This is a genomic window from Novosphingobium sp. AP12 (genome assembly GCF_000281975.1).
GTDB lineage: Bacteria > Pseudomonadota > Alphaproteobacteria > Sphingomonadales > Sphingomonadaceae > Novosphingobium.
Genome location: NZ_AKKE01000157.1, coordinates 41,094 through 62,955 on the forward strand (window position 1 = coordinate 41,094; position 21,862 = coordinate 62,955).

Here is a 21,862-nt window from a genome sequence, read left to right on the forward strand (position 1 = left end):
GGGCACACACTGGAGAGACGATGATGGACGAGCCGAAGGCACCGCGCCGCTTCCGTTCACAGGACTGGTTCGCTGATCCCGAACGGTCGGACATGGTGGCACTCTATCTCGAGCGCTTCATGAACTACGGCATCACTCCGGCCGAGCTGCGGTCGGGGCGTCCCATCATCGGCATCGCCCAGTCCGGCAGCGACCTCTCTCCATGCAACCGGATCCATCTCGACCTTGCCAAACGAGTGCGCGACGGGATCAGGGACGCAGGCGGGATCGCGATGGAATTCCCGGTCCACCCCATCTTCGAGAACTGCCGCCGGCCCACCGCCGCGCTCGACCGCAACCTCGCCTACATGGGGCTGGTCGAGATCCTCTACGGCTACCCGATCGACGGCGTCGTGCTGACCACCGGGTGCGACAAAACCACGCCCTCGCAGGTCATGGCCGCCTCCACGGTCGATATCCCGGCGATCGTGCTGTCCGGCGGGCCGATGCTCGACGGCTGGCACGAGGGCGAGCTGGTTGGATCGGGCACGGTCATCTGGCGCAGCCGGCGCAAGCTGGCGGCCGGCGAGATCGACGAGGAGGAGTTCCTCCAGCGCGCCTGCGACAGCGCCCCGTCGGCCGGGCACTGCAACACGATGGGTACCGCCTCCACCATGAACGCGGTGGCCGAAGCGCTCGGCCTCTCCCTCCCCGGTTGCGCGGCGATCCCGGCGCCTTACCGCGAGCGCGGGCAGATGGCCTACGAGACCGGACGCCGCATCGTCGAGATGGCGCACGAGGACGTGCGCCCCTCGACCATCCTCACACGCGACAGCTTCCTCAACGCCATCCGCGTCGTCAGCGCCATCGGCGGGTCGAGCAACGCGCAGCCACACGTCATGGCGATGGCGCGCCATGCAGGCGTCGAAATCCACACCTCGGACTGGACCGAGCACGGCTACGACCTGCCGCTGATCGTCGACATGCAGCCCGCCGGCCGATTCCTCGGCGAGCGCTTCCACCGCGCCGGCGGCGTGCCTTCGGTGATGTGGGAACTGCTGGGCGAAGGCGTGCTTGCGGGCGGCTGCCTCACCGTCACCGGCAGGACCATCGCCGACAACCTGATCGGCCGCGAAGCGCGCGACCGCGAGGTCATCCGCCCCTTCGCGGAGCCTTTGCGCGAAAAGGCGGGCTTCCTCGTCCTGTCGGGAAACCTGTTCGACTTCGGCATCATGAAGACCTCGGTCATCAGCGCCGACTTCCACGCCCGCTACCTCTCCCGTCCCGGCGAGGAAGGCCGGTTCGAGGCCCGCGCGATCGTGTTCGAGGGCGGCGAGGACTACCACCACCGCATCAACGACCCGGCGCTGGAGATCGACGCGAACTGCATCCTCGTCATGCGCGGCGCCGGGCCGCAGGGATGGCCAGGCTCGGCCGAGGTCGTCAATATGCAACCGCCCGACGCGCTCATCCAGCGGGGCATCCAGTGGCTGCCGACGCTGGGCGACGGCCGCCAGTCGGGCACCTCTGACAGTCCATCGATCCTCAACTGCTCGCCGGAGAGCGCGGCGGGCGGGGGCCTGTCGTGGCTGCGCACCGGCGACATGGTCCGCATCGACATCAACACCGGCCGCTGCGACGCCCTGATTGACGAAGCCGAGATCGCCCGCCGCAAGGAAGAAGAGCCCCCGCCCGTCCCCGCGAGCCACACGCCCTGGGAGGAGCTTTTCCGCGAGAAGACCGGCCAGATGGCGGACGGCGCGGTAATGGAAATGGCTCTCAAATACCGGCGGATATCGGTCAAAACCCCGCGCCACAACCACTAAGGCGCGGCGGGGAGGCAAGGTCGCGCGGCCCGCCGCATCCCGCCGTGCAGCCTCCCCCCACGCGCACTGCCGAAATGCAAGGCCGCTTATGTCGTGCTGAGCCGCATGAACGGCATTCGGCGGCCGTACGAATACGCGCCGGCTACGCTCTCCCAAAGAATCGAGACCATTTTTCGGGCGCGACGGCCGATAATCCGGCGTGATGTACTGTCTATGATAGCCACCTTGCCGCGAGGTCTGACGGACCCAAGGTAACGCTTCTATCAGATTGATTTTGAACGATCGTCACCACTGGTTAAAGAGCGACTATTAGGGGTTGAAGCCAATGATACCGGTGTCATATGAGCGGTTTCCGAACGTCGAAACGACAGGGATAGGCTGGAGGGCCGGTCCTGTGAGGGAGAAGAACAAGTGTCGCAGCCCCCAAAGCAAACCATGAAAACCCTGACCTGTTCCCGATTGGCGCTGGCAATTGCTGGCGTATGCATCGCCGCGACCGTCGCGTCGTCGGCGCATGCGGAGCAATCTGACGGGCTGCTTTTCCGCGCGCCACTCGATACCGGGTTCGATGCGACCGTTTCCGGCGGGACGGCCGCGCCTAATTTCAAGAGCGATGTGTCGATTGTATCGGACGGAGCGGTCGGCGGAGCGGGGCGCTGGACCGATGGAGGCTACGTCGCCTGGGAGGCACCCGGAAACATTCAGGCCCAGCGCGGCACGCTGTCGTTCTTCTGGCGCAGTCACACCCCGGTCGGTGAGGCGCCTTTCGTCATCTTCCGCGCCAGTGCGGGCGATCATTCGAGCTGGGACATGGCCTTCCTGCGCATCGACTGGAACGGCCACGGCTTCGACGCCTTCGTCACTGACGCCAACCTGTCGCGTGTGCGCGTCAGCTGGGCCATGCCGACCCCGCCGCGCCCGGACGCCTGGCACCACGTCGCCTTCACCTGGGATGAGACGCAGGGCGTGCGCCTGTTCTGGGACGGGCAGGAGGTCGCCTCCAACCGGCAGGCGGCGGACCTCGACATGGCGCTTGACCAGTTCGGCCTCGCGGGCCGCGTCATCGCGCCGCACCAGGTGCAGAGCCGCTACAACTTCATGCGCGGCTCTGACCTCGACGACATTTGCATCTACGACCACATGCTGGGCGGCGAACAAGTGGCGGCGCTGGCGGCAAAGCAGGAGCCGACGGGCGGCCCCGCTCCAGCGTCGGCCGATATCCGCAAAGCTTGGCTCCACCGCTTCGGATGGGACACGCAGAGCCCGGCCGCGCTCGAGGACAAGGTCACCGTCGTCCGTAAAGTCGAGTTTGCCGATGCCAAGGACCTCAAGGAATGGATGTGGAAAGGCGTCGATGGCATCGCGGAAACGACGTGGCCCGGCGTCTACAACCGCTCGCGCCTGCCGGGGCGTGACGATTATTTCCAACTGCCGGACTGGAACGTCTATGTCGAAGGCGGCAAGACCTATGAACTGACCCTGCCGCGAGACGCCGCCTTCAACCGCGTCGAAATCCGCGGTGCGGCCTATGGTGCGCTTGAATGGTCGGGTGACGGCAAGTCCTCGTGGGGCAAGGTGGCGGCGCGGCCAAAGGGTGTGGTGCGCTCGCTCACCGACATGCCCACGAAAACCGGCGGGACCCTTCGTTTCACCAACGTGATGCAGGAACAGCCGATCCAGGAAATCTGGGCCTACGACATCCACGCGGGCGAGGTGCCCAAAGGGACGTTCCAGCTGAGCTACACCGTGCGCGCCGACGCGGCATCGGACCTCGGCGCTCTGGAGCGGCTCAATGCACATATCGCCGGCCGCTATCCCGCGAACGAGCGCTCGACGGTTGTGGCCCTGCCCACGAGCGGCGTGAAGGCCGCGGTCGGTGCGGGCAGCGCCGGCGCCTCCGGGACCGCGCGGCGGAGCGGGGAGGACCTTCCGTTGGTCCACGTTCTAATCCCTTCGAACTTCGGCGATGCGCCGTCCGACCGTCCGCTGGCGCGGGCCTGGAACTATGGCTGGGAGAACGTCCACGACGGTCTGGACGGCATCGCCATCGACCTGCCCGCGATGAACGCCGCGCCGAACGCACAGGGCGTGATCCCGCTCGACATCCGCGTGAAAGACCCGATCTGGCCGGACCGTGACATGATTGACCTGCAGGTTTCAGTCCGCCCGGGCCAGCCGCGCACGCTCTGGCTTGACCTGCGCGACCGCATCCTGACGGCAGACAGCCTTTACCTTACAGTCGCGTCCGCCGCGCTGGACTTCGGGGCGAAGTCGCTAGACGGGATGACCGTACGCATGGTTTTCAAGAACCGTGCAGAGGCTAAGGCCGAGCACGTCGCCGACCGCTTCAACCAGGTGAAGGACAACTGGGCCTTCCTGGTGGAGGAGCATACCGCCTCCAAGCGGGCCGGTCTCTACCGGCGTCTATACGGCGACATAGCCGACCTGCTGCGCGTCGATCCGGATAACCTTGAGGCGCGCCGCTACTGGGCCGACATCGGCTATTCCGAAGACCAGTTACCGCCCTTCGTCCAGCCCGAGGCGCCAGCTGGAATGCCGCTCTGGGCTTTCCGCCAGCTGGAGGATCTGAAGCTCACGCGCCAGTTCGTGAACTGGTGGATCGATCACCGGCAGGTGTCTTATGGCGACTTCGGCGGCGGCATTTCGGACGATACCGACCTGACGCAGCAGTGGCCAGGGCTTGCGCTGATGGGCGTCGATCCCGACAAGATCAACGGCTCGCTGCTGGCGCTGTCGGACGCGGTCTACAAGAACGGCATGATCGTCGACGGACTGAGTTACATTTCCACTGACGAACTGCACGTCTACGAGGAAGGCATCAATTCCGACGCCGAACGGCTATATCTCAACTGGGGCGAGCCCAAAGCGGTCGAGCGCATGATGGCCACCGTCAAGGCGCTGGGCCGAGTGATCCGCGCTAACCCCGCCGGCCACATGCACATCTCCTCCAGCTGGTACGGCGCCCGCAAGATCTACACCGACGAACCATGGGCATGGCAGAAGCCCTATGGCTTCGTCATCATGCACACGCCGGTCCTGCTGGGCACCTTCAACGCCGATCCGACCGCGCGCGGGCTGGTGACGGGGCTGATCGACGGCCTGCTGGCGCATGGCAAGCAGGGTGCAGACGGGCTCTGGACTTTCCCCAACGACATCAGCTTCGACCACGATAGCGAGCGGGCAGGCGATGGCGGCGGCGCCTCGCTTCCCATGCAGTCGGCCTGGGCGGCCTGGCGCTTCACGGGCGACGAGAAGTACCTGCGCCCTATCCTCGGCCGGGTCGGCAAGGACAATTTCAGTGCGCTCACCGAGATCAACGAGAACGCGATCACCCTGCTCGGCAAGCGCGCGGACTGGAAGGACACGGTACAGCGCAAGGCCAAGGGCGGCGACGATTTTGCGCGCTTCGAGGCTTGGAACACCACGGGCGACCGGGCGTGGCTAGAGGCGCTCAACGCCCACGGCATCTCCGACAAGAGCCAGCACATGTACATGTACACCGAGGGGCACTGGTGGAGCGACCGCGTGGACGCGCCTAACGAGCATCTGCAGCGCGAGCGCCTCGGCGGCATCGCCCTCAAGCGCAACCAGACTTACCCGGGCAACGCGGTGAGTTGGCGCTTCGCCAACCCGGAAGCGGCGGTGAAGGTCGCGATCCTGGTGCGCGATGCGACGCCCGAGGCGTTCACCGTGGTTGCGTATAATACGAGCGCGGCCGAACAGCGCGCGGACATGGGGACATGGAACGTCGTCGCCGGCAACTGGGAATTGACGCAGGGCCTTGCGGCCGACGGCGGCGATACGGCGCAGGGGGGCGTGACCACCCGCGACGTCGAGCTGGAGCGCAGCGGTTCGCTGCCGGTCACCTTCGCGCCGGGCACCACGACCGTCATGACCTTCCGGCTCAAGCAGAAGGCCGCGACGCAGCCCGAGCACCGGCCGGACCTCGGTATCGGTGCCGACGACGTGACGCTCAAAGGCAACCGGCTTGCCGTTACGGTCCACAGCCTCGGCTCGGTCGCCGCGCCCGCGGGCATCCTCACGCTGGAGACGGTCGAGGGCAAGGTACTGGCGTCCATAGCCGTGCCCGCTCTGGAGGCGCCGCGCGACCTAACGGCCAAGACCGCGACGGTTACGCTCACAGTTCCCGGCGGCGCGCCTCAGGTGCTCCACGTCAAGGTATCGACGGGCGCGCCTGAAGTGACCCAGCGCAACAATGTCGTGGTGCTCGGGGAGACGAACTGATGCGCCCATGGATGGCATTATTGTTCGCGCTGGCCGCGCTCCCAGCCGGAGCGCAGGCGAAGGATGGTCGCAAGGTCTGGAAGTTCGACCGCCTCGACCGCATCGGGGGGCTGCAGACGCAGGTCGTCGGCGATCCGAAGGTGGAGAAGGGGCCGGGGGGCAAGGTGGTGATCTTCGACGGGGTGGACGATGCGATCTACCTTCCCCGCCACCCGCTTGCCGGAGCAGGCCAGTTCACGGTTGAAGCCGTGTTCCGCCCCGATGGCGGCGCTTTCGAGCAGCGCTGGCTGCACCTGGCCTCGGACAATCCGGCGAACCAGACGCGGCTGCTGTTCGAAATCCGGGTGGTCGGCAATTCCTGGTATCTCGACAGCTTCATCAAGGGGAAGGGCTACTCGCAGGTCCTGATCGACCCCGCGAAGCTGCACCCCATCGGCCAGTGGTACCACGTCGCCCAGACCTTCGACGGCACGACCTATCGCAGCTACGTCAACGGTGTCCTGGAGGGTGAGGCAAAAGTGGATGGCTTCACTCCGCAGGGGCCGGGCAATAGCTCGGTGGGGGTCCGCTACAACCGCGTGAACTTTTTCCATGGCGCAGTGCGAATGGCCCGTTTCACCAACCATGCACTGGCGCCCTCACGCTTCGACCTATTGCCTTGACGCTCATCGGCGTTGTGTCGACAAGCGGATCAGGGTCTGCAGATTATGCGCAGCACCGCCGGCCTCGTTCCTATGGCCCTTAGAATCGGCAACTCTGCTGGGCCGGCCACCCCTCCCCCGACACACGCGAGTGCCGTCTACCGACCCTTTGTGACCTTCAGCCACAGCTTGTCCGTTCCCAGCTGCAGTCCGTCCGCTTACCCATTCTGGACACCCAAGACTGGCCGAAAAGCGAATGTCGGTGTCGGAGCAATCGACGGCAATTAGCCCGCGCCGGACCTGCGCGCGAGGATCCAGTTGTCTACGACACGCTCCAACACCGTCAGCGGCATACCGCCACCGGCCAACGCGGTATCGTGGAAGTTGCGGATGTCGTAGCGTGCGCCCAAGGCTGAACGTGCCTTCTCTCGCAGACGCAGCCATTCATTGTGCCCGACCTTGTAGGCGCAGGCCTGCCCCGGCCACGAGCAGTAGCGCTCCACCTCGGAAGTCGCAGCGCCCTCGGCATGGCCCGTGTTGTCGATCAAGTAGCCGATCGCCTTTTCCCGGCTCCAGCCCTTCGAGTGGAGGCCTGTATCGACGACAAGACGCACGGCGCGAAACAGGAGGCTCTGATAGAAGCCGATTTGACCCATCGGGAAGTCATCATAAGCGCCAAGCTCATCGGCCAGCTGCTCGGCATAAAGCCCCCAGCCTTCGGTATAGCTGGAGAATCCCAGCAGGTTCATTAGCTTGGGCGCTGCGGCACTTTCCTGCTGGAGCGCGATCTGCAAGTGATGGCCGGGGATTGCCTCATGATAGGTCAGCGTGGGTAGGCCGTATTTGGGCCAGTTAGCCGTGTCGGTAAGGTTGATCCAGTAAATGCCCGGACGGCTGCCATCGAGACTGGGCGAGTTATAATAGCCCTGCGCTGCCCCTTCCTGAATTTCGGGCGGGACGCGCTTGATCTCGACCTTGGACTTTGGCAGCCGGCCAAAGGCCTTGGGTAAAAGCTCCTGCATCGCCGCCATCTGCTTATTGAGGTGCGCGACGAGTTCAACCTTGCCCGCATCGGTGTTTGGATAGACGTTGGCCGGGTCGGCGTTCATCGCGGTGATGCGCTCGCCCACAGTGCCTGTGCTGAGCCCCAGCTTCTTCAACATCTCGTCCGACCGCCCGGTCAGCTCTGCGACCTGCTCAAGACCGACGCGATGAATCTCGTCCGCCGTCATTCGCGTCGTGGTAATGTAGTTCAGGCTGTTGGAATAGTACTGCTCACCTTTCGGCAGGCGCGCGACGGAGGCATCGTGTCCGGCCTTGGGCAATGCTGCCTTCAGTGCATCGTTCTGGCGCTGCAGCGCAGGATAGACCCGCTCGGCCACCAGCTTCTCGACGCGCAAGCCCCAATCGCCCGCGATCGATTGCTCGCCCGTACGCCGCACAATCGAGCCTACGAGCGTGGAATCAGCTGCCTTCGTGCCGAGCATCCCAGCCTGCAAGCCGATCGTTTTCTTGAGTATGAAATCCGGCGGGATGACGCCAATACCAAAGTCCTCAAGCATCCGATCGGTCTCGGCGGCGAGCACGTCCGCGAACTCGTTGACGCGTGACACATAAGCCTGGGCATCGGCCGCATTCTTGATAGTGTGCTGGTTGTCGAGAAAATCCCCGGTGGTGAGATAAGCGCCGCCACCCTGGCTGACGCGGTAGACCTGGGGCCACCCGCCCTGGCCATATGGAATGGCGTAAGTGCGAATGACCGCATCAAGGTTAGCCTCGATCGTGTCGTAGTCAATACCGTCTTGCGCGCCCATCGACGCACGGTCGAGTTTGCCAAGCTCAGTACGTGCGTTGCGGGTGCGGGCTCGGTCTTCCTCTTCATGCTCAAGCGTCGGGATTTTGAGGTGTGACTTCAGCGCGGCGCGTACGCCGATGTCGAGCCCAAAACCGGTCGCAGTCTCGGGCGAGGCGTCGATCTCGCCTTCGAAATACTTGTCCATAAATGCAGCAAGCGCTGGGTTTCCCGATCCTGCGGTGATTGGCTGCGCAGGCGCGCGGGCGAACACTTGGCCTGCTGCAAGTATGGCGGCTCCCGCTGATGCGGAAGTAAGGAACCGGCGACGGTCGATCATGGGAGCTCCAGAATGTATCGTGGAGTTAGACTATGCCATGCGTCCGCAGAAATCCAGTTTGCGCGACAATGCCGCTCCGGCACCTGGTTGGCATGATCTCTATATTCCAAAGTCGTTCTTTTCGACAGAATTTGGCTGGAGACGGCTTATGAAGTCGACCCTTTTCGGTCACACAATCGCCGATTTCAATTCCCCAGGTGCAGCCCGTCAGCTTTGTCGGTCACCAAGTAGGAATGGTACGATGTTGTCTGACTAAGGCTATATCTGCGGTGTGGGAGTCCACGATTTGCGCCCGTTCAATTTCCGTCGGCATCGACCATGAACACGACGGGCTTGCCGCGCGATGCGGGATCCCATCCGGCCGACAGGGCCGCCCTTACGCCGCGCGAAGCGATGGTGTCGTTGATATGCAAACGCCCTTTCGGCAACCCTTTCAGCAGGCGCTTTGGAGCCGGAAATTCCAGCACCGCTTCACGCGCCATGCCGTGCTGGCGCAGGGAAATCGTCATCCCCTTCCAGCCATCGGAAGAGGACAGTTGGGGATCGGTAAGGAGCTCCCAGTCATATTTGAACCCATCGATTTCGACGGTGCCGCCACGGCCATGTTTATGAAGCATGACCCGCCTTTAGCATGCCGGCGGCAGCACTCCACTCCACATTCCTGCGCGTCGCCCTAGTCGTCCAGCCAGGCGCACAGTATCTCGCCCTTGTGCCCTTGGGGCGCCAGCGCCGCGCGCGACGCTTCCAGCAGTGGCGGCAGCGCCTGCATGAAAGCGTAGGGCGGATTGACGAGGAAAAGCCTGCGCCGTTATAAATGCCGGGCTGCTCGCTGTCGTACAGCCAATGCTCCACCAGCAGAAATTTCGGGATGCCAAGCTTGCGCAACTTCGCCTTCCACCGCTGGTGCGTGGTGCCGTCTTTCAGCGGATACCAGATCACCGTCACGCCATGCGCCCATTTGCGGGGAGCGGCGGCGAGGGTGGCGGTGATGCGCCGGCGTTCGTCCGTCTGCTCATAAGGCGGATCGACCACGACCACGCCGCGAGGCGTCCGGGGCGGCACCATCGCCAGCCACAGCTCATAGGCGTCGCGTTCATGGATGGCCGCGCCGGTGCCCCGCATCGCGCCCGCGCAGGGCGCTGGCATCCTCCGGGTGCTTTTCGTTGAGGATCAGCGCATCCATCGGGCGCAGAAGCTGCGCCAGAAACTGCGGCGAGCCGGCGTACAGGCGGGGTTCGTCTCCCGTATCCACCGACTACGTATTCACCGCCTGCACGGCGACCCGGTAGTCGTCCAGCAAGGGGTTCGTGTCGACAAAGGCCCGCAGCACGCCCTGCGTGGCCTCGCCGGTGCGCCGCGCGTCGTCGCCGCCAAGGTCGTACAGCCCGCAGCCGGCATGAGTGTCGAGCAAGGTCAGTGCGCCCGGCTTGTGCTGCACCGCGCGCACCAGCGCGATCAGGAGGCTGTGCTTTACGACATCGGCGCTGTTGCCGGCGTGGAAGGAATGGCGATAGTTCATTGCGGTTCAAAAATCCTGACGATCAGCCTCTAAACGAGGTGCCAGATCTTCTGCAAAGCGAAGTTATGATCGTGCCTTTCTTGTCAGGCGCGGAAGCCGAGCGCGATGCTATTGACGTAACCAACCGGCACCCGCATAGAGTCCTACATCGCATTTCGGCGCAAGGCTCCAAGACTGCGTCAGCGATCGCCATTGGAGGTGGAGAGGCCGACCTTTGCCGGTCACTCAGCGCTTGAATTTCGCTCCCCAGGAGCGGACTGGCAGCTCTCCCATTGTCCCCACCGGGAGGACGGTAGCTAAGCCGCTGATCTCGACGTCCCAGATGTCGGGCGACGGTCCTTTCCATCTTTCATTCGCAAAAAGGGACGTGCCTAGCCGCTACTAATCGGTTCTGGCTCCTCGTTGCAGAAGGGAGCCAGATAGCTTCAGATTTCCGTTCCTTCTGCCAAACTCAAGGCGTCTTCCATATCTACGCCGAGATATCTGACCGTGCGTTCAATCTTTGTGCGCCCCAGCAGTCTCTGGACCGCGCGGAAATTTCCGGTGGTCTTGTAGATGATGGACGCCTTGGTTCGCCGTAGGGAATGCGTACCATAATCCTCGCTCGGTAAGCCGATCCCAGTGACCCATCCGTCAGCCAGGCGGGCATATTGCCGCGTGCTGATGTGGGTCGAGTGGTCTGTGCGACGCGGGAAGACGAAATCTTCGAGCGATCCACCTCGCAGCTCAAGCCATTTCAGAAGGCTGCCACGAGCATCGTCCATCAACTCGAACTGGACTGGCTTTCCGGTCTTTTGCTGAACCACCGTTGCCCGGGTCCGAATGTTCGGTCACAAACGATGTCGCTGATCCTCATCTTCACCAGGTCGCAGCCGCGCAGTTTGCTGTCGATCGCAAGATCGAAGAGGGCCCGATCCCGGATGCGTCGATGTGGTCGAGAAAGAAGCGGACGGCCCAGATCTGACGCGGCTCGAGCGCGCGCTTCGCGCCCACTTTTCGCCCGGCGTTCCATCAAACCCGCACATGCGCGGCGGGATCGAATTCTGATAATCCCATGACACGTCTCCGATGGCCATGATGGCAATAGGTAGAACGCGTCAGAACGGGTTATCCGGCTATGGTCACTCAGCGAGTGATGGCTGAATGAGGCAAAAATCACCGGCTTTTACCTCAAAAAATGATGTTCAATGAGTTATAAAAGAGCTATTTATAGCTCATGAAGTGGAACTGGCAGCAGCTAGACTGGCCTGAATTTTGTTGGGATAGCGCCTCTTTGGCGGCGACTGAGGCCAGATTCCTGCAGCAGTCCGGGATACTCATCGGTTCGGTCAAGCACCTTTCCGACGATGATCGAGCCGCCGTCACCATCGATATCATGACCGGCGAAGCGCTCAAGACGTCCGAGATCGAAGGCGAGTTGCTCAACCGCGACAGCGTGCAAAGCTCGCTGCGCCGCCAGTTCGGTCTTGAAGTCGGAGACCGTCGCATCCCGCCGGCCGAGCGCGGCATCGCTGAAATGATGATCGCCCTCTATCGCGACTTTGCCGAACCGCTCACGGATGAGACCTTGTTCGCCTGGCACCGCATGGTCGTCAGTGGGCGACACGACATCGAAGCTGTCGGCAGTTACCGCAAACACGCAGACGCTATGCAGGTCGTCTCAGGTTTCAGCCACAAGCCGAAGGTGCATTTCGAGGCCCCGCCCTCGCAGGACGTGCCATTGGAAATGCAGAGTTTCCTGGCGTGGTTCGCCGCCACATCTCCCGAGGGGACAAGACCGCTGCCGGGCTTGACCCGGGCCGGGATCGGTCACCTTTACTTCGTGTCGATCCATCCCTTTGAGGATGGCAACGGACGCGTGGCTCGTGCGCTAGCCGAGAAAGTGCTGTCACAGGCAATCGGCCAGCCCAGCCTGATAGCCCTTTCACATGTCATCCAGCGCAAGAGGGCCGCCTATTACGATGCGCTGGAAGCGGCTAACAAGAAAAACGAAATCACCGCCTGGCTGACCTATTTTGCCGAAACCGTGCTGGACGCACAGACGCACAGTCTTGCCCTGATCGACTTTCTCATCACCAAGACGCAATTCTACGACCGCTTCCGGGACCGGCTCAACGAGCGGCAAGCGCGCACCATTGCCCGGATGTTTCGCGAAGGGTTGGGCGGCTTCATCGGGGGGCTGAGCGCGGCCAATTACATCACCATCACCGGTACCTCTCGTGCGACTGCAACCCGCGATTTGCACGAGTTGGTTGATATCGGCGCACTAAGGCAGACCGGCACGCTGAAATCCACCCGCTACTATCTCGACTTGGGCTAGTAGCGGGCTACGGTAGAGTCAGGAAGTGGCGCGGTGTTGTGCGGCGCGCCTGTGGGGCTTGCCAGACGATCCGTTTCCACTCCCTGCTCATCGAACCGGACGTGCAGATCTCCCGCATCCGGCTCTCGGACAAGATATCACGCCTTCACCCACGGTGGGCTGCGGCCAAGTTCGCCAGACGTACGAGGCCGAAGCGCTCGTACAGCTCAGGGTCGTGATAGGCTCCCTCGCGCTTTCGTCTGGTCTTGTGCTTGGCCCGCAGCCACCGGCGCAACCGCACCACTGCGTAACTGTCGATAGCCCGATAGGCCCTGCTCGTGGTTCCAACCGAGAAGTAGTTGGCCCATCCGCGCAGCACCCGGTTCATCTTGGGCACAAGGTATGCGGTATCCTGCCATGTACGCGCTCGATCTGTCAGCTCGTGGATCGTAGCGATCACGCGCTGGATGCTTTTCTTTGATGGCCGGTGGCCCATGTAGGCTTTGCCGGTTTTCGCGGAGTACATCCGACCAAACGTGTATCCCAAAAAGTCGAACGTCTCGTCCGGCACCTCACAGATACGTGTCTTTTCCTCATTCACTGTCAGCTTCAGCTTTTCCATGATCCTGCGCATGTGATCTAGCGCAGCTTCCGCATTGCCCTTCGCACACAGGATCACGAGATCATCAGCATAGGTGACGAGCCGCGCGCCTAGACTTTGCCTAAGACCGAGCTTCCGCCACCCCAAAAACGAACCGGCGCATGTAGAGATTTGCCAGCAGTGGTGAGATGTGTGATCCTTGCGGGATGCCGCGCCGCTGATCGCGGGCCTGCATCGTTCGTGTCTTCCTGCCTTGTCATCCGTTTCTTCGACAGCGCATTCCAGCCAGGATTTGATCAGATGCAGAACGCGCGGATCAACGATCCGGCGCGATACCGATTTCATCAGCTCAAGGTGGGGGATGCTGCCGAAGTATTCGGCAAGGTCGGCGTCCACGACATCCGGTCGGCCATAGAACAGCTGCTCTTCCACCTCGACCACGGCCTGCTGGGCGTTGCGCCCGGCCCGGTAGGCGTAGATCTCGTGGGAGGTCGGCTTCAAAGATCGGTTCAAGCACCGCATCGCTTCCGTCATGCAGACCCGATCCCGCACGGTGGAAATGCGCAGCGGCCTGAGTTTGCCGTTGGCTTTTGGTATGTAGACCCGTCTGATCGGTTCCGGTCGGTACGTCTCCTCTTTGAGCGCAAGCGCCAGTTCCGTCAGCCATCGCTCGACGCCGTAGTACTCAATATCCGCAAAGTCCTGTCCATCCACACCCGGCGCGCCCTTGTTCGAGCGGCACTGGGCATAGGCATGAGCCAGAATGTCATCGCGGCTGATCTTGTCGTACAGTGCGTAAAACCGATAGCCGGCTTCTGCCTTCGCTTTCGCGTGCGACGCCTTCTGCAGTTTCTGGACGCTTATCGGAGTTGATAGGTTACCCAATCTCCTGCCCCTCACCACTTGTTGCGTTCATCTTGAACTGAGGCTCCTTCCCTCCACCGACATTACTCGGCTTCCTCGGTACTACGGGCCTCTCCGCCACCCCATCGCGCCCTTCCCTCCCTCGCGGGCGTCCGGTTGCCGATCACTCGGCACGCCATGGGGCTTCCCGTGTTGCGTGCACTTTCCTTGCGTATATGCTGTCGCCACTACCCGGGTGCAGCAGACGAGTTCAACGTCGCTCAAACTTGCCCGTCCATATCAACCTTCCCCGTATGGGTTAACGGGTCGGCCTGCACATCATCCTTTTCGAGGATTGCTCAGCGTTCACTCACGTTACGGCCTGTACGCTCGCACTATCACCTACGGGACCGTTATCCGGGGGCTTCAGACATTTCGTCACCTCCATGCCTGCCCCGGTTGCTTCCGGCTGGAGCATCGCCGGGTGGGCCTCTCACCCCCTAGAAAGTGCCGCCTTTGCACGGCGCACACCCTTTGCGGACTTTCAGCCGTCAATTTTCGACGCCCAGGTGCGGACGGTCCGGTCCTGACAAATCGCAATCAGGCACAGGCGGCATTGACTTCCGAAACGGCAGCTTTCGGCCGGAATGCCAATTTAGAAATCCGTCGAGAGAGGGGCTTACTTTGCCTCCCTCCACAGGGAGTTCACGAAACCAAAGAGCGCAAAGGACAAACCTCTCTGAACAGTGAATGGAGGGAAGTTACGACGGGGAAGATTGGTCGGCTTGATCGGAAATCTGTGGTGGTTCACCTGACCCTATACCGGCCCAATGAAGCGATCAGCGCCAGAACGCCGACTAATCCAAATCCACAAACCACCAGCCCCAGATCGGCATTGCCGGTGGCGTCAACCGCCGCTCCGAACAGCGGCGGCCCGAATGCCGCGCCCAGGCTGAACAGACCCAGCACCAACCCGTATGTCGCGCCGTAATTCTCCAGCGCGGCATAGCGGCTGGTGAAATAGGCCAGCATGTCCACTTCCGCGCCTGCGGCAAGGCCCAGCATAAGTGCGGCGGGGATAGCAGGGCCCTGCATCCACAGGATAGCGCATGCAATGATGGGGGACGTCAACAACAGGCAGGCCACTCTCGGAGCGTGAAAACGATCGAAAAGCCAGCCGACCGCCAGCCGTGCAACCAGCACCGCCATGCCGACCAGGGCCGCCATGCGCGCGGCCTGTGCGGGGGCAACGCCGCGGTCGATCAACATTGGCACCAGATGGACGATCAACGCAGCTACGATCACACCCAGCAGAAACCCGATCAGCGCGATGCGGCCAGTGGCCAAGTTGATCTCTATCCTCCCGCGATCGCGGGCTTGTCCTGTGAGACCGGAAGCGGGCTCCCCGCGACCGGTCAGCACGCTTACGGGGATGCCAATGGCCGCCACGATCGCGGCCAGCGCCGTGAGCCCTGCGCGCCAACCATGGGCGGCTATGAACGGGCCGAGCAGCGCGGGGGCGAGCATCGCTGCCATACCAGTACCCATCAGCATCAGTCCCAGAGCAAGCCCGCGATGGTGATCGAACCGTAAGGAAACAACGCGAGCCCAGATCGCGGGCGTCGTGCCGCACCCTGCCAATGACACCAGCAGCCACAAGGCATACCATGCGGTCAGCGAAGGGCCGGTCTGCGCCAGCGCCAGAAAAGCCAGCGGGGTTGCGATATAACTGGCAATGGCGATCGTGCGGCTGCCGACGCGGTCCGCCAACCTTCCCACGAGCGGCGCAGACAGGAATATCCCCAACTGTTGAAACGTGGCCGCGCCGGAAACCTGCGCTCGGGTCCAGCCGAACTCGGCCTGAAGCGGGGCCACAAACAGGCCCAGTGAATAGAAGCCGACGCCCATCATGCCTACGCCGATCGCCAGCGCCGCGGCCAGGACGGTCAGCCATCCACCCCCAAATTCAGAGCGAGCGGAAAATGGTGTGGTTGTAACTTCGGCCATCCTTGAACGCTGCCACTGTCATTCGCCATGAGCACCCGGCAAGATAAGAACATTCGCAAGCCGGATATCGGCACGCTCTTGATGGCGCCAGCCGCGGGAAACCGACCCTTATACGACGCTCAAAGCCCGAATCTCGATCCCCAGGCGCGGACGTTCCGCTATCCCAAGGCAGTCGACCAGGTTCGATCATAGACCGCTTGGTGCAGGAACGCTCGTTATGGGCGAAATCCGAGGGTGATTGGAGGCAGTGACGAGGCTAAGGATGTCTTCAGTTTCTGTATTAGGCAGACAGATCATTTCTCGGGCGCCAGCGCCTCAATAATCCTGCAATCGCCAATGGTGGTGCCTGAACAGCAATCGAGCTTGCGAACCAGTTCGGCGCGCAGTTTGGCCAGGTCGGCCAGCTTGCGGTCGATTTCGACGATATTCGCTGCAATTATCGCATCGACCTCGGCACAGGGTGCTTCGGTGTCATCGGCCAGCGCCAGCAGAGCACGCACCTGAGCCAGCGCAAAGCCCAGATCGCGCGAGCGCCGGATGAACGAAAGCCGGTGGAGGTGCACAGCCTCATACAGCCGGTAATTCCCCGCGCTGCGTGCCGGCGGCGGGATCAAGCCTTCCTTCTCGTAGAAACGTACCGTCTCACCGCGTGTATCAGTTTTGCCAGATCGCCGATTTTCATGCTTGACCCTATAGCGACTTCAGGGTGCATAGGTCCACGCCATATTCAACCTGACGGACGCGAATCATGGCGCACGACTGCTGCTCGAAGAAGGGCGATACCCTTGCTCTGCTGGCGGAGAAGAAAGACCAGCGGCGGGTACTGATCATCGTCATGGCCATCAATCTGGCGATGTTCGTGGCCGAGTTCGGCGGTGGGCTGGTGGCACGGTCTTCGGCCTTGATGGCCGATTCCGTCGACATGCTCGGTGATGCGATCGTCTACGCGTTGAGCCTTTACGCACTGCATAGCGGCGCGCGCTGGGAAGCCGGTGCGGCGATCGTCAAAGGCGCGATCATCCTGACGTTCGGCTTCGCCGTGATCGTCGAGATCGCTAGCAAGATCGCCAACGGCTTGCCTTCCTCTTCATCGCTGATGCTTGGCTTTGGTGGGCTGGCGCTGGCAGCCAACCTGACCTGCCTTGCGCTTCTGTGGCGTTTCCGGAAGACCAACGTCAACATGTCCAGCACCTTCGAGTGCTCGCGCAATGACGTGGCATCGAACGTCGGGATTCTTGTCGCCGCTGGGCTGGTCGGTATCACCGGCACGGCATGGCCCGACATCGCCGTCGGCGGCGTGATCGCGCTGATCTTCCTGCGCTCGGCAAGGAAGGTTCTGGCAGAAGCCATTCCTGCCTGGCGCGACGCGCGCAATGCGTCGAGCGAGGGTTTCAGGTGACACCGCTACCCCAATCCCGTAACGCGGCAAGGATGTCCTTTCGGCGCCTCTATCTCCTGCTGCTGATGCTGGTGTCGTCCTTCGTGACGAGCGCCTCGCTGCACGCGTCCGAAATGGCGGGGCCGGTGACGATCGAATGCTCGGGATACGTGCATAGCGAAGGCGACTTCGACGAAACCCATGGTGATGCCGACAAGGGCGTGCCTCATCATCACGTGGGTTGTCAGGGCGGGATTTCTGCCCTCCCATCGCGTGAACTGGTTCCTGATATTTACCAGCTGCTTCATGCGCCCGTTCCGGTTGCGCGTTCGGTCGCTCTTGGCCGCTGGATTTCCGGCCCGGACCTGCGCCCTCCCATCGCCTGATTGAATTTCACCGGCTGACCGTGCGGGCTTGCCGGCGCGTGACGCCTGTCGTCATTCGATCAGGATTTCCTTCATGTACAGGATCATTGCGGCCTTGCTGGCCGCCACGTCGTGCACTGCCGTTGCGCAGGCGCAGGACATCGCCGCGCCCGCTTCGGCGCAGGCGACAACCGGAACGTTTACGCTAAACGACGCTGTCCTGGCCGCCGGAGGCAGCGCGCCTGCCATCGAGGCGGCCCAGGCCGGGATCACCGCCGCTGAGGCAGGCCGCAAAGTTGCCGGTCTCAGGCCGAACCCCGTTGTTCAGGGGCAGGTGGAGAACGTGGTGGGCACTGGCCCCTATCGCGGTCTTCGCAGCTACGAGACGACGGTCGGCTTCATGACCGTGCTTTCGATCTTCGTGTGCCCAAGCAAAACCTGGATGGCGCGGAGATTTCCAGTCGCCTTGTAGATGATCGACGCCTTGGTTCGGCGTAGAGAGTGGGTGCCATAATCTTCGCCAGGAAGTCCAATCCCCGTGACCCATTCATCGACAAGGCGAGCATATTGCCTGGTGCTAATGTGGGCTGCGTGATCATTACGGCTAGGAAATGCAAAATCCTCCAAGGATCTACCTCTCAGTTCCAGCCATTTGAGCAAGCTGGCGCGGGCATCAGTCATCAGTTCAAACGTAACCGTCCAATTGGGACCGCCTGCCTGATAGCGTGATAATCTCTTAAGAGACGGTCATAGCGACGTCGCTAACGACGTCTGTTGATTGGGGATTGCGATGCGGGCGGAGATACTGGGTCAGGAACGGCGGCGCCGGTGGACGGACCAGCAGCGGTTAGAGATCATCGGATCCGTCGGCGTCGATGGCGCGACGCTGGCAGAGGTGGCCCGGCGCCACGAGATAACCCGGCAACAGATTTACACCTGGCGGCATGACATGAAGAAGCGCGGGTTCGTGCTGGGCGTACCTGAGCCGGTCTTTCTCCCCGTGGACATGCCCGCCGTTCGAGGCGCCGAAGCTGCCTACAACGTAAGTCCCAGCGCGACATCCATGGTCGAGTTACGCCTGGCTCAAGGTCGGACCTTGTGCGTTGACAGCGAGATCGAGGCCGTCACCCTGACCCGGCTCATTCGCTGCTGGTCGAGACAGAAACGGATCGCCCATATCTGGGGGGTTTTAGCGCTCGCTTCGCACCAACTTTGCGCCCGGCGTTCCAAGATACCCGCTCGTGAGCGGCGGGATCAAATTCTGATAATCCCATGACACATCTCCTACGGCCCTGACGGCCATAGGTAGAACGCTTCAGGAGAGACCGACCCTTACGCGACATTCAGCGTCAAAAATTCATGTCTCACCTGCGGACAGTCTGGTTTTTCCAATTCATTCTGTTCCAAAGCGGAGATCATTCCTCGTTTCCGAATTCTGCACAGTCTCCATGCAGAGCCTGAATCAGATCTTGCATCTTAGATCAACGCTAGATCAATGGCCCCGGCCATTAGATGCATGTGGTCAGCTTTTTGAATGAAGACAGACCCAAGTTTCCACCACTTTTCGACATCACAACGCGATCTTTCGTCGTCCCATTTCTTCGACCACCATGGCGAGCCAAGGCGACAGATTTTCGGTTTCTTCGTCAGTAGCGCTCTGCCAGATTGCTATCAACTGCTCGTCGGACATGGCAGATACCTGCGCCGCCCGGTCTTGCTCTACGTTGCTCATATCGCGTCCTCCGTGTTGCGGGTTCCTGCCAAGCCCGACCGCGCGGTTTGCGGCATCCATTCTCTACGCGCATGGCGAATTGCTTCGGCAAGGGGCGCATGCGCGGCACGTGCGGGATCTAGCAGGCCGTTCGGACAGGGGCGGTCATCGTCCCAACCCGGATGATCGAGTATGGGGTAGAGGCAGATACCCTCTACCGGTACGCCAAGTTGGCGCGCCAGCCTTACCTCCGCATGAATATGCGCGAACCATTCGGCGCGAACATCTCCCTCGATACCCGTTTCGGCAACGAAGATCGGCCGACCGTAACGGGCATAGGTCTCTGCGAGAATATGATGAAACGGCTTCCACGAAGGATGACCTCGATCGATCGGGGGGCCGCCATGGATCCACTGATTATTGTGGTAAAAGTTGACGCCGACGATATCGAGCATCGACGGCGCACCGCCTAGCTGTGGCCAGGATTGGCCCGCGATCATATCCCATGCCTGAAACTGGGCCTGCCGATGCCCTTCCGCCGCTGGTGCGTCCCAAGACCGCTGAAGATCCGTAACTACGTTGATCACCGGCTCCGCGTGCACGAACCGGGCGTCCGGATCGACAATGCGGATTGCGGTCATCGCCGCGATCGATGCGCGCGCCAGCTGCGCTTTGAGTTCGAACCCGCGCCTATGTGCGAACGGGTTAAGATAGGCCGCATCACCCCCGCCCCACGCCAGAAACGACATTTCATTGACCGGCGTGTAGAAGCGCCGACCACGGGTGCACTTGCCGATACTCCTGGCGACCTCCATGGCAAAGGCCGCAAATCGCGTAACGAATTCCGGTTTCCAGACATCTATGTCATCGGGCCACCCATAGTGTAGCAGATCCCAGATCACCTCGGTGCCGGTTCGTTCGGCCGCCGATAACTGTGCTGCCAGGCTCGACAAGTCGTACATCCCCGGATGTTGCTCGATCAGATGCCATCGCAGGCCATCCCGCACGGTTACGATGCCGTGATCTTGCAGCAGCGCATAATCCTGATCGGCGAGCACATCGTGCCGCGTGGCGGCGATGACGTCGACGCGGTTGCGGTCATGGGCCCGGCGATGCGTTGAACATTCGAAGCCGCCCTGAAAAAAGCTGCGAAAAAGCGATGGCGCCGGCGCCAGCGGGCGTTCTGCCAACTCGTCGAACAACGCGACCCATTGAGGAATGACGACGTCAATCGCATAATGCCTGCGCACATGATCCTGGAGCGATGACCCCAGTCGGTGCCTGAGCCCGGGATCGTCGATAAGCTGGATCATGTCAGCCGCGACATGGTGCGGGCTTTCGTGTGGCACGAACAGCCCGCTTTCTCCGCCGCGTATCTGTTCGATGCTGCCATTGTCGGCCGTCGCGATGACGGCGAGTCCTGCTGCCCCGGCTTCCGAGATCACATGCGGCATGCCCTCGCCCCGCGAGAGCCATATAAAAATGTCGAGGGCGCAGAGCAAGTCGGGAATGTCCGCCCGGTCGCCAAGGAATGTCAGGACGTCGGTTAGTCCCAAAGCCGCCACCTGCGCGCGTAGCTGGGCCGCATAGTCGGGCAGGAATGCATCAGGCCCGCCGATGACAACGAATCGGGCTTGGGGCCGCACAGCATGCACGATGGCGGCCGCCGCGATAAAATCCTCGACCCGTTTCTTGGGATCGAGTCGACCGGCCCAGCCGATCAGCGGAATGTCAGCCGTAATACCGAGTGCCGCCCTGGCAGGGGCGCGCGCTTCGGGGCGATAGACGGCGATATCGACCATGGACGGGATCATCAGCGCGTCGGTTTCGCGGCCAAGCATGTTGGAGGCGGCAGCCTCGCGGATCGACTGGCAAACGCCCACATAGCGGCTGGTCAGATGTTTGGGGCCGGCCAGTGCTTCGGAAACGAGGCCACCGTGTTCGATCAGCGGCGGGCGCAGATGAAGGCGTTCGAGCGCAGGATAAATGTCCGCCACATTCTGACAGGAAACGACGATATCGTAGCTCGGAATGATGCCGGCGAGATAGGCCACGGTGTCGTTCATCGAAAGATGATAAGGCGTCCTATCCACAGGTACGCCGATCGCTTCGAGTTGGCGGTGCGTTTGATCGGGCATGCCGGGCTTGTGAAAGCAAACGACGACGTCGATGGCGTAGCGTTGTCGATCGAGCGCCTGCGCAAGCAGTCGGAGTTCGGTCTCTTCGCCGCCGACGACGAGCCACGCGAACACGAAGAGGATGCGGATTGGGCGATCGGGGTCATTCCGTTGCATC

14 protein-coding genes and 4 pseudogenes are annotated in these 21,862 nt (G+C 62.1%); 8 read left to right on the forward strand and 10 right to left on the reverse strand.

Features of this window, described 5'->3' with window-relative positions; translation table 11 throughout:
• Window positions 1–20 precede the first annotated feature (20 nt).
• The 3 genes from PMI02_RS22310 to PMI02_RS22320 all read left to right on the forward strand — a co-directional run bounded on the left by PMI02_RS22310 (window position 21) and on the right by PMI02_RS22320 (window position 6,733).
• Entirely contained in the window at window positions 21–1,805 is a 1,785-nt protein-coding gene (locus tag PMI02_RS22310; protein WP_007687243.1) for an IlvD/Edd family dehydratase, read from the forward strand.
• A gap of 435 nt (window positions 1,806–2,240) precedes the next feature.
• Window positions 2,241–6,071: a LamG-like jellyroll fold domain-containing protein gene (locus PMI02_RS22315; protein ID WP_036505039.1), complete on the forward strand. Its 3,831-nt coding sequence runs from the start codon at window positions 2,241–2,243 to the stop codon at window positions 6,069–6,071.
• Window positions 6,071–6,733, forward strand: coding sequence for a LamG domain-containing protein (locus tag PMI02_RS22320; protein ID WP_007687245.1), 663 nt, complete (start codon window positions 6,071–6,073; stop codon window positions 6,731–6,733). Before PMI02_RS22315 ends, PMI02_RS22320 begins: the two co-directional genes overlap by 1 nt.
• Window positions 6,734–6,996: 263 nt before the next feature.
• Here the strand turns inward: PMI02_RS22320 and PMI02_RS22325 are convergent, their stop codons facing one another.
• The 4 genes and pseudogenes from PMI02_RS22325 to PMI02_RS22340 form a co-directional block, all read right to left on the reverse strand.
• Window positions 6,997–8,844: a DUF885 family protein gene (locus PMI02_RS22325; protein WP_007687247.1), complete on the reverse strand. Its 1,848-nt coding sequence runs from the start codon at window positions 8,842–8,844 to the stop codon at window positions 6,997–6,999.
• Between the two features lie 296 nt (window positions 8,845–9,140).
• Complete coding sequence (locus tag PMI02_RS22330; protein WP_007687250.1) at window positions 9,141–9,461, reverse strand: hypothetical protein; 321 nt, start codon at window positions 9,459–9,461, stop codon at window positions 9,141–9,143.
• 56 nt (window positions 9,462–9,517) lie between these two features.
• Window positions 9,518–10,363, reverse strand: a pseudogene (locus PMI02_RS22335) (23S rRNA (adenine(2030)-N(6))-methyltransferase RlmJ).
• Between the two features lie 425 nt (window positions 10,364–10,788).
• A pseudogene (locus tag PMI02_RS22340) lies at window positions 10,789–11,356 on the reverse strand (tyrosine-type recombinase/integrase).
• 223 nt (window positions 11,357–11,579) lie between these two features.
• Here PMI02_RS22340 and PMI02_RS22345 point away from each other — a divergent pair.
• A complete protein-coding gene (locus PMI02_RS22345) occupies window positions 11,580–12,683 on the forward strand; it encodes a Fic family protein (protein ID WP_007687253.1) in 1,104 nt (367 codons plus the stop codon).
• A gap of 145 nt (window positions 12,684–12,828) precedes the next feature.
• Here the strand turns inward: PMI02_RS22345 and PMI02_RS22350 are convergent, their stop codons facing one another.
• The 3 genes from PMI02_RS22350 to PMI02_RS22360 all read right to left on the reverse strand — a co-directional run bounded on the left by PMI02_RS22350 (window position 12,829) and on the right by PMI02_RS22360 (window position 16,727).
• The gene (locus tag PMI02_RS22350; protein ID WP_007687255.1) at window positions 12,829–14,148 is read right to left on the reverse strand and encodes a reverse transcriptase domain-containing protein; all 1,320 of its coding nucleotides are present in this window, start codon (window positions 14,146–14,148) and stop codon (window positions 12,829–12,831) included.
• Window positions 14,149–14,913: 765 nt separating this feature from the next.
• Window positions 14,914–16,113, reverse strand: a complete 1,200-nt coding sequence (locus PMI02_RS22355; protein ID WP_007687256.1) for an MFS transporter — start codon at window positions 16,111–16,113, stop codon at window positions 14,914–14,916.
• Window positions 16,114–16,406: 293 nt separating this feature from the next.
• Window positions 16,407–16,727 (reverse strand): MerR family DNA-binding protein, encoded by a 321-nt coding sequence (locus tag PMI02_RS22360; RefSeq protein ID WP_007687257.1) that lies wholly within the window; start codon window positions 16,725–16,727, stop codon window positions 16,407–16,409.
• Between the two features lie 134 nt (window positions 16,728–16,861).
• On the opposite strand from PMI02_RS22360, the gene PMI02_RS22365 reads away from it, so the two are divergent.
• From PMI02_RS22365 to PMI02_RS22375, 3 genes and pseudogenes are all read left to right on the forward strand, one after another.
• Complete coding sequence (locus PMI02_RS22365) at window positions 16,862–17,512, forward strand: cation transporter (RefSeq protein ID WP_007687258.1); 651 nt, start codon at window positions 16,862–16,864, stop codon at window positions 17,510–17,512.
• Window positions 17,513–17,544: 32 nt separating this feature from the next.
• Window positions 17,545–17,877, forward strand: a complete 333-nt coding sequence (locus PMI02_RS22370) for a hypothetical protein (RefSeq protein ID WP_007687261.1) — start codon at window positions 17,545–17,547, stop codon at window positions 17,875–17,877.
• Between the two features lie 73 nt (window positions 17,878–17,950).
• A pseudogene (locus PMI02_RS22375) lies at window positions 17,951–18,256 on the forward strand (TolC family protein); the annotation flags it as partial.
• Here PMI02_RS22375 and PMI02_RS26645 read toward each other — a convergent pair.
• Window positions 18,235–18,552, reverse strand: a pseudogene (locus tag PMI02_RS26645) (tyrosine-type recombinase/integrase); the annotation flags it as partial. The pseudogenes PMI02_RS22375 and PMI02_RS26645 sit on opposite strands and share 22 nt — an antisense overlap.
• Before the next feature lie 94 nt (window positions 18,553–18,646).
• Between PMI02_RS26645 and PMI02_RS28455 the strand changes: the two are divergent.
• A complete protein-coding gene (locus PMI02_RS28455; protein ID WP_157222654.1) occupies window positions 18,647–19,132 on the forward strand; it encodes a transposase in 486 nt (161 codons plus the stop codon).
• Window positions 19,133–19,426: 294 nt separating this feature from the next.
• On the opposite strand, the gene PMI02_RS27620 is transcribed toward PMI02_RS28455, so the two are convergent.
• Both PMI02_RS27620 and PMI02_RS22385 read right to left on the reverse strand, forming a co-directional pair.
• On the reverse strand, window positions 19,427–19,588 hold the full coding sequence (locus PMI02_RS27620) for a hypothetical protein (RefSeq protein ID WP_007687263.1): 162 nt from the start codon (window positions 19,586–19,588) through the stop codon (window positions 19,427–19,429).
• On the reverse strand, window positions 19,585–21,861 hold the full coding sequence (locus tag PMI02_RS22385) for a glycosyltransferase family 4 protein (RefSeq protein WP_007687264.1): 2,277 nt from the start codon (window positions 21,859–21,861) through the stop codon (window positions 19,585–19,587). Before PMI02_RS22385 ends, PMI02_RS27620 begins: the two co-directional genes overlap by 4 nt.
• Between the last annotated feature and the right edge of the window lies 1 nt (window position 21,862).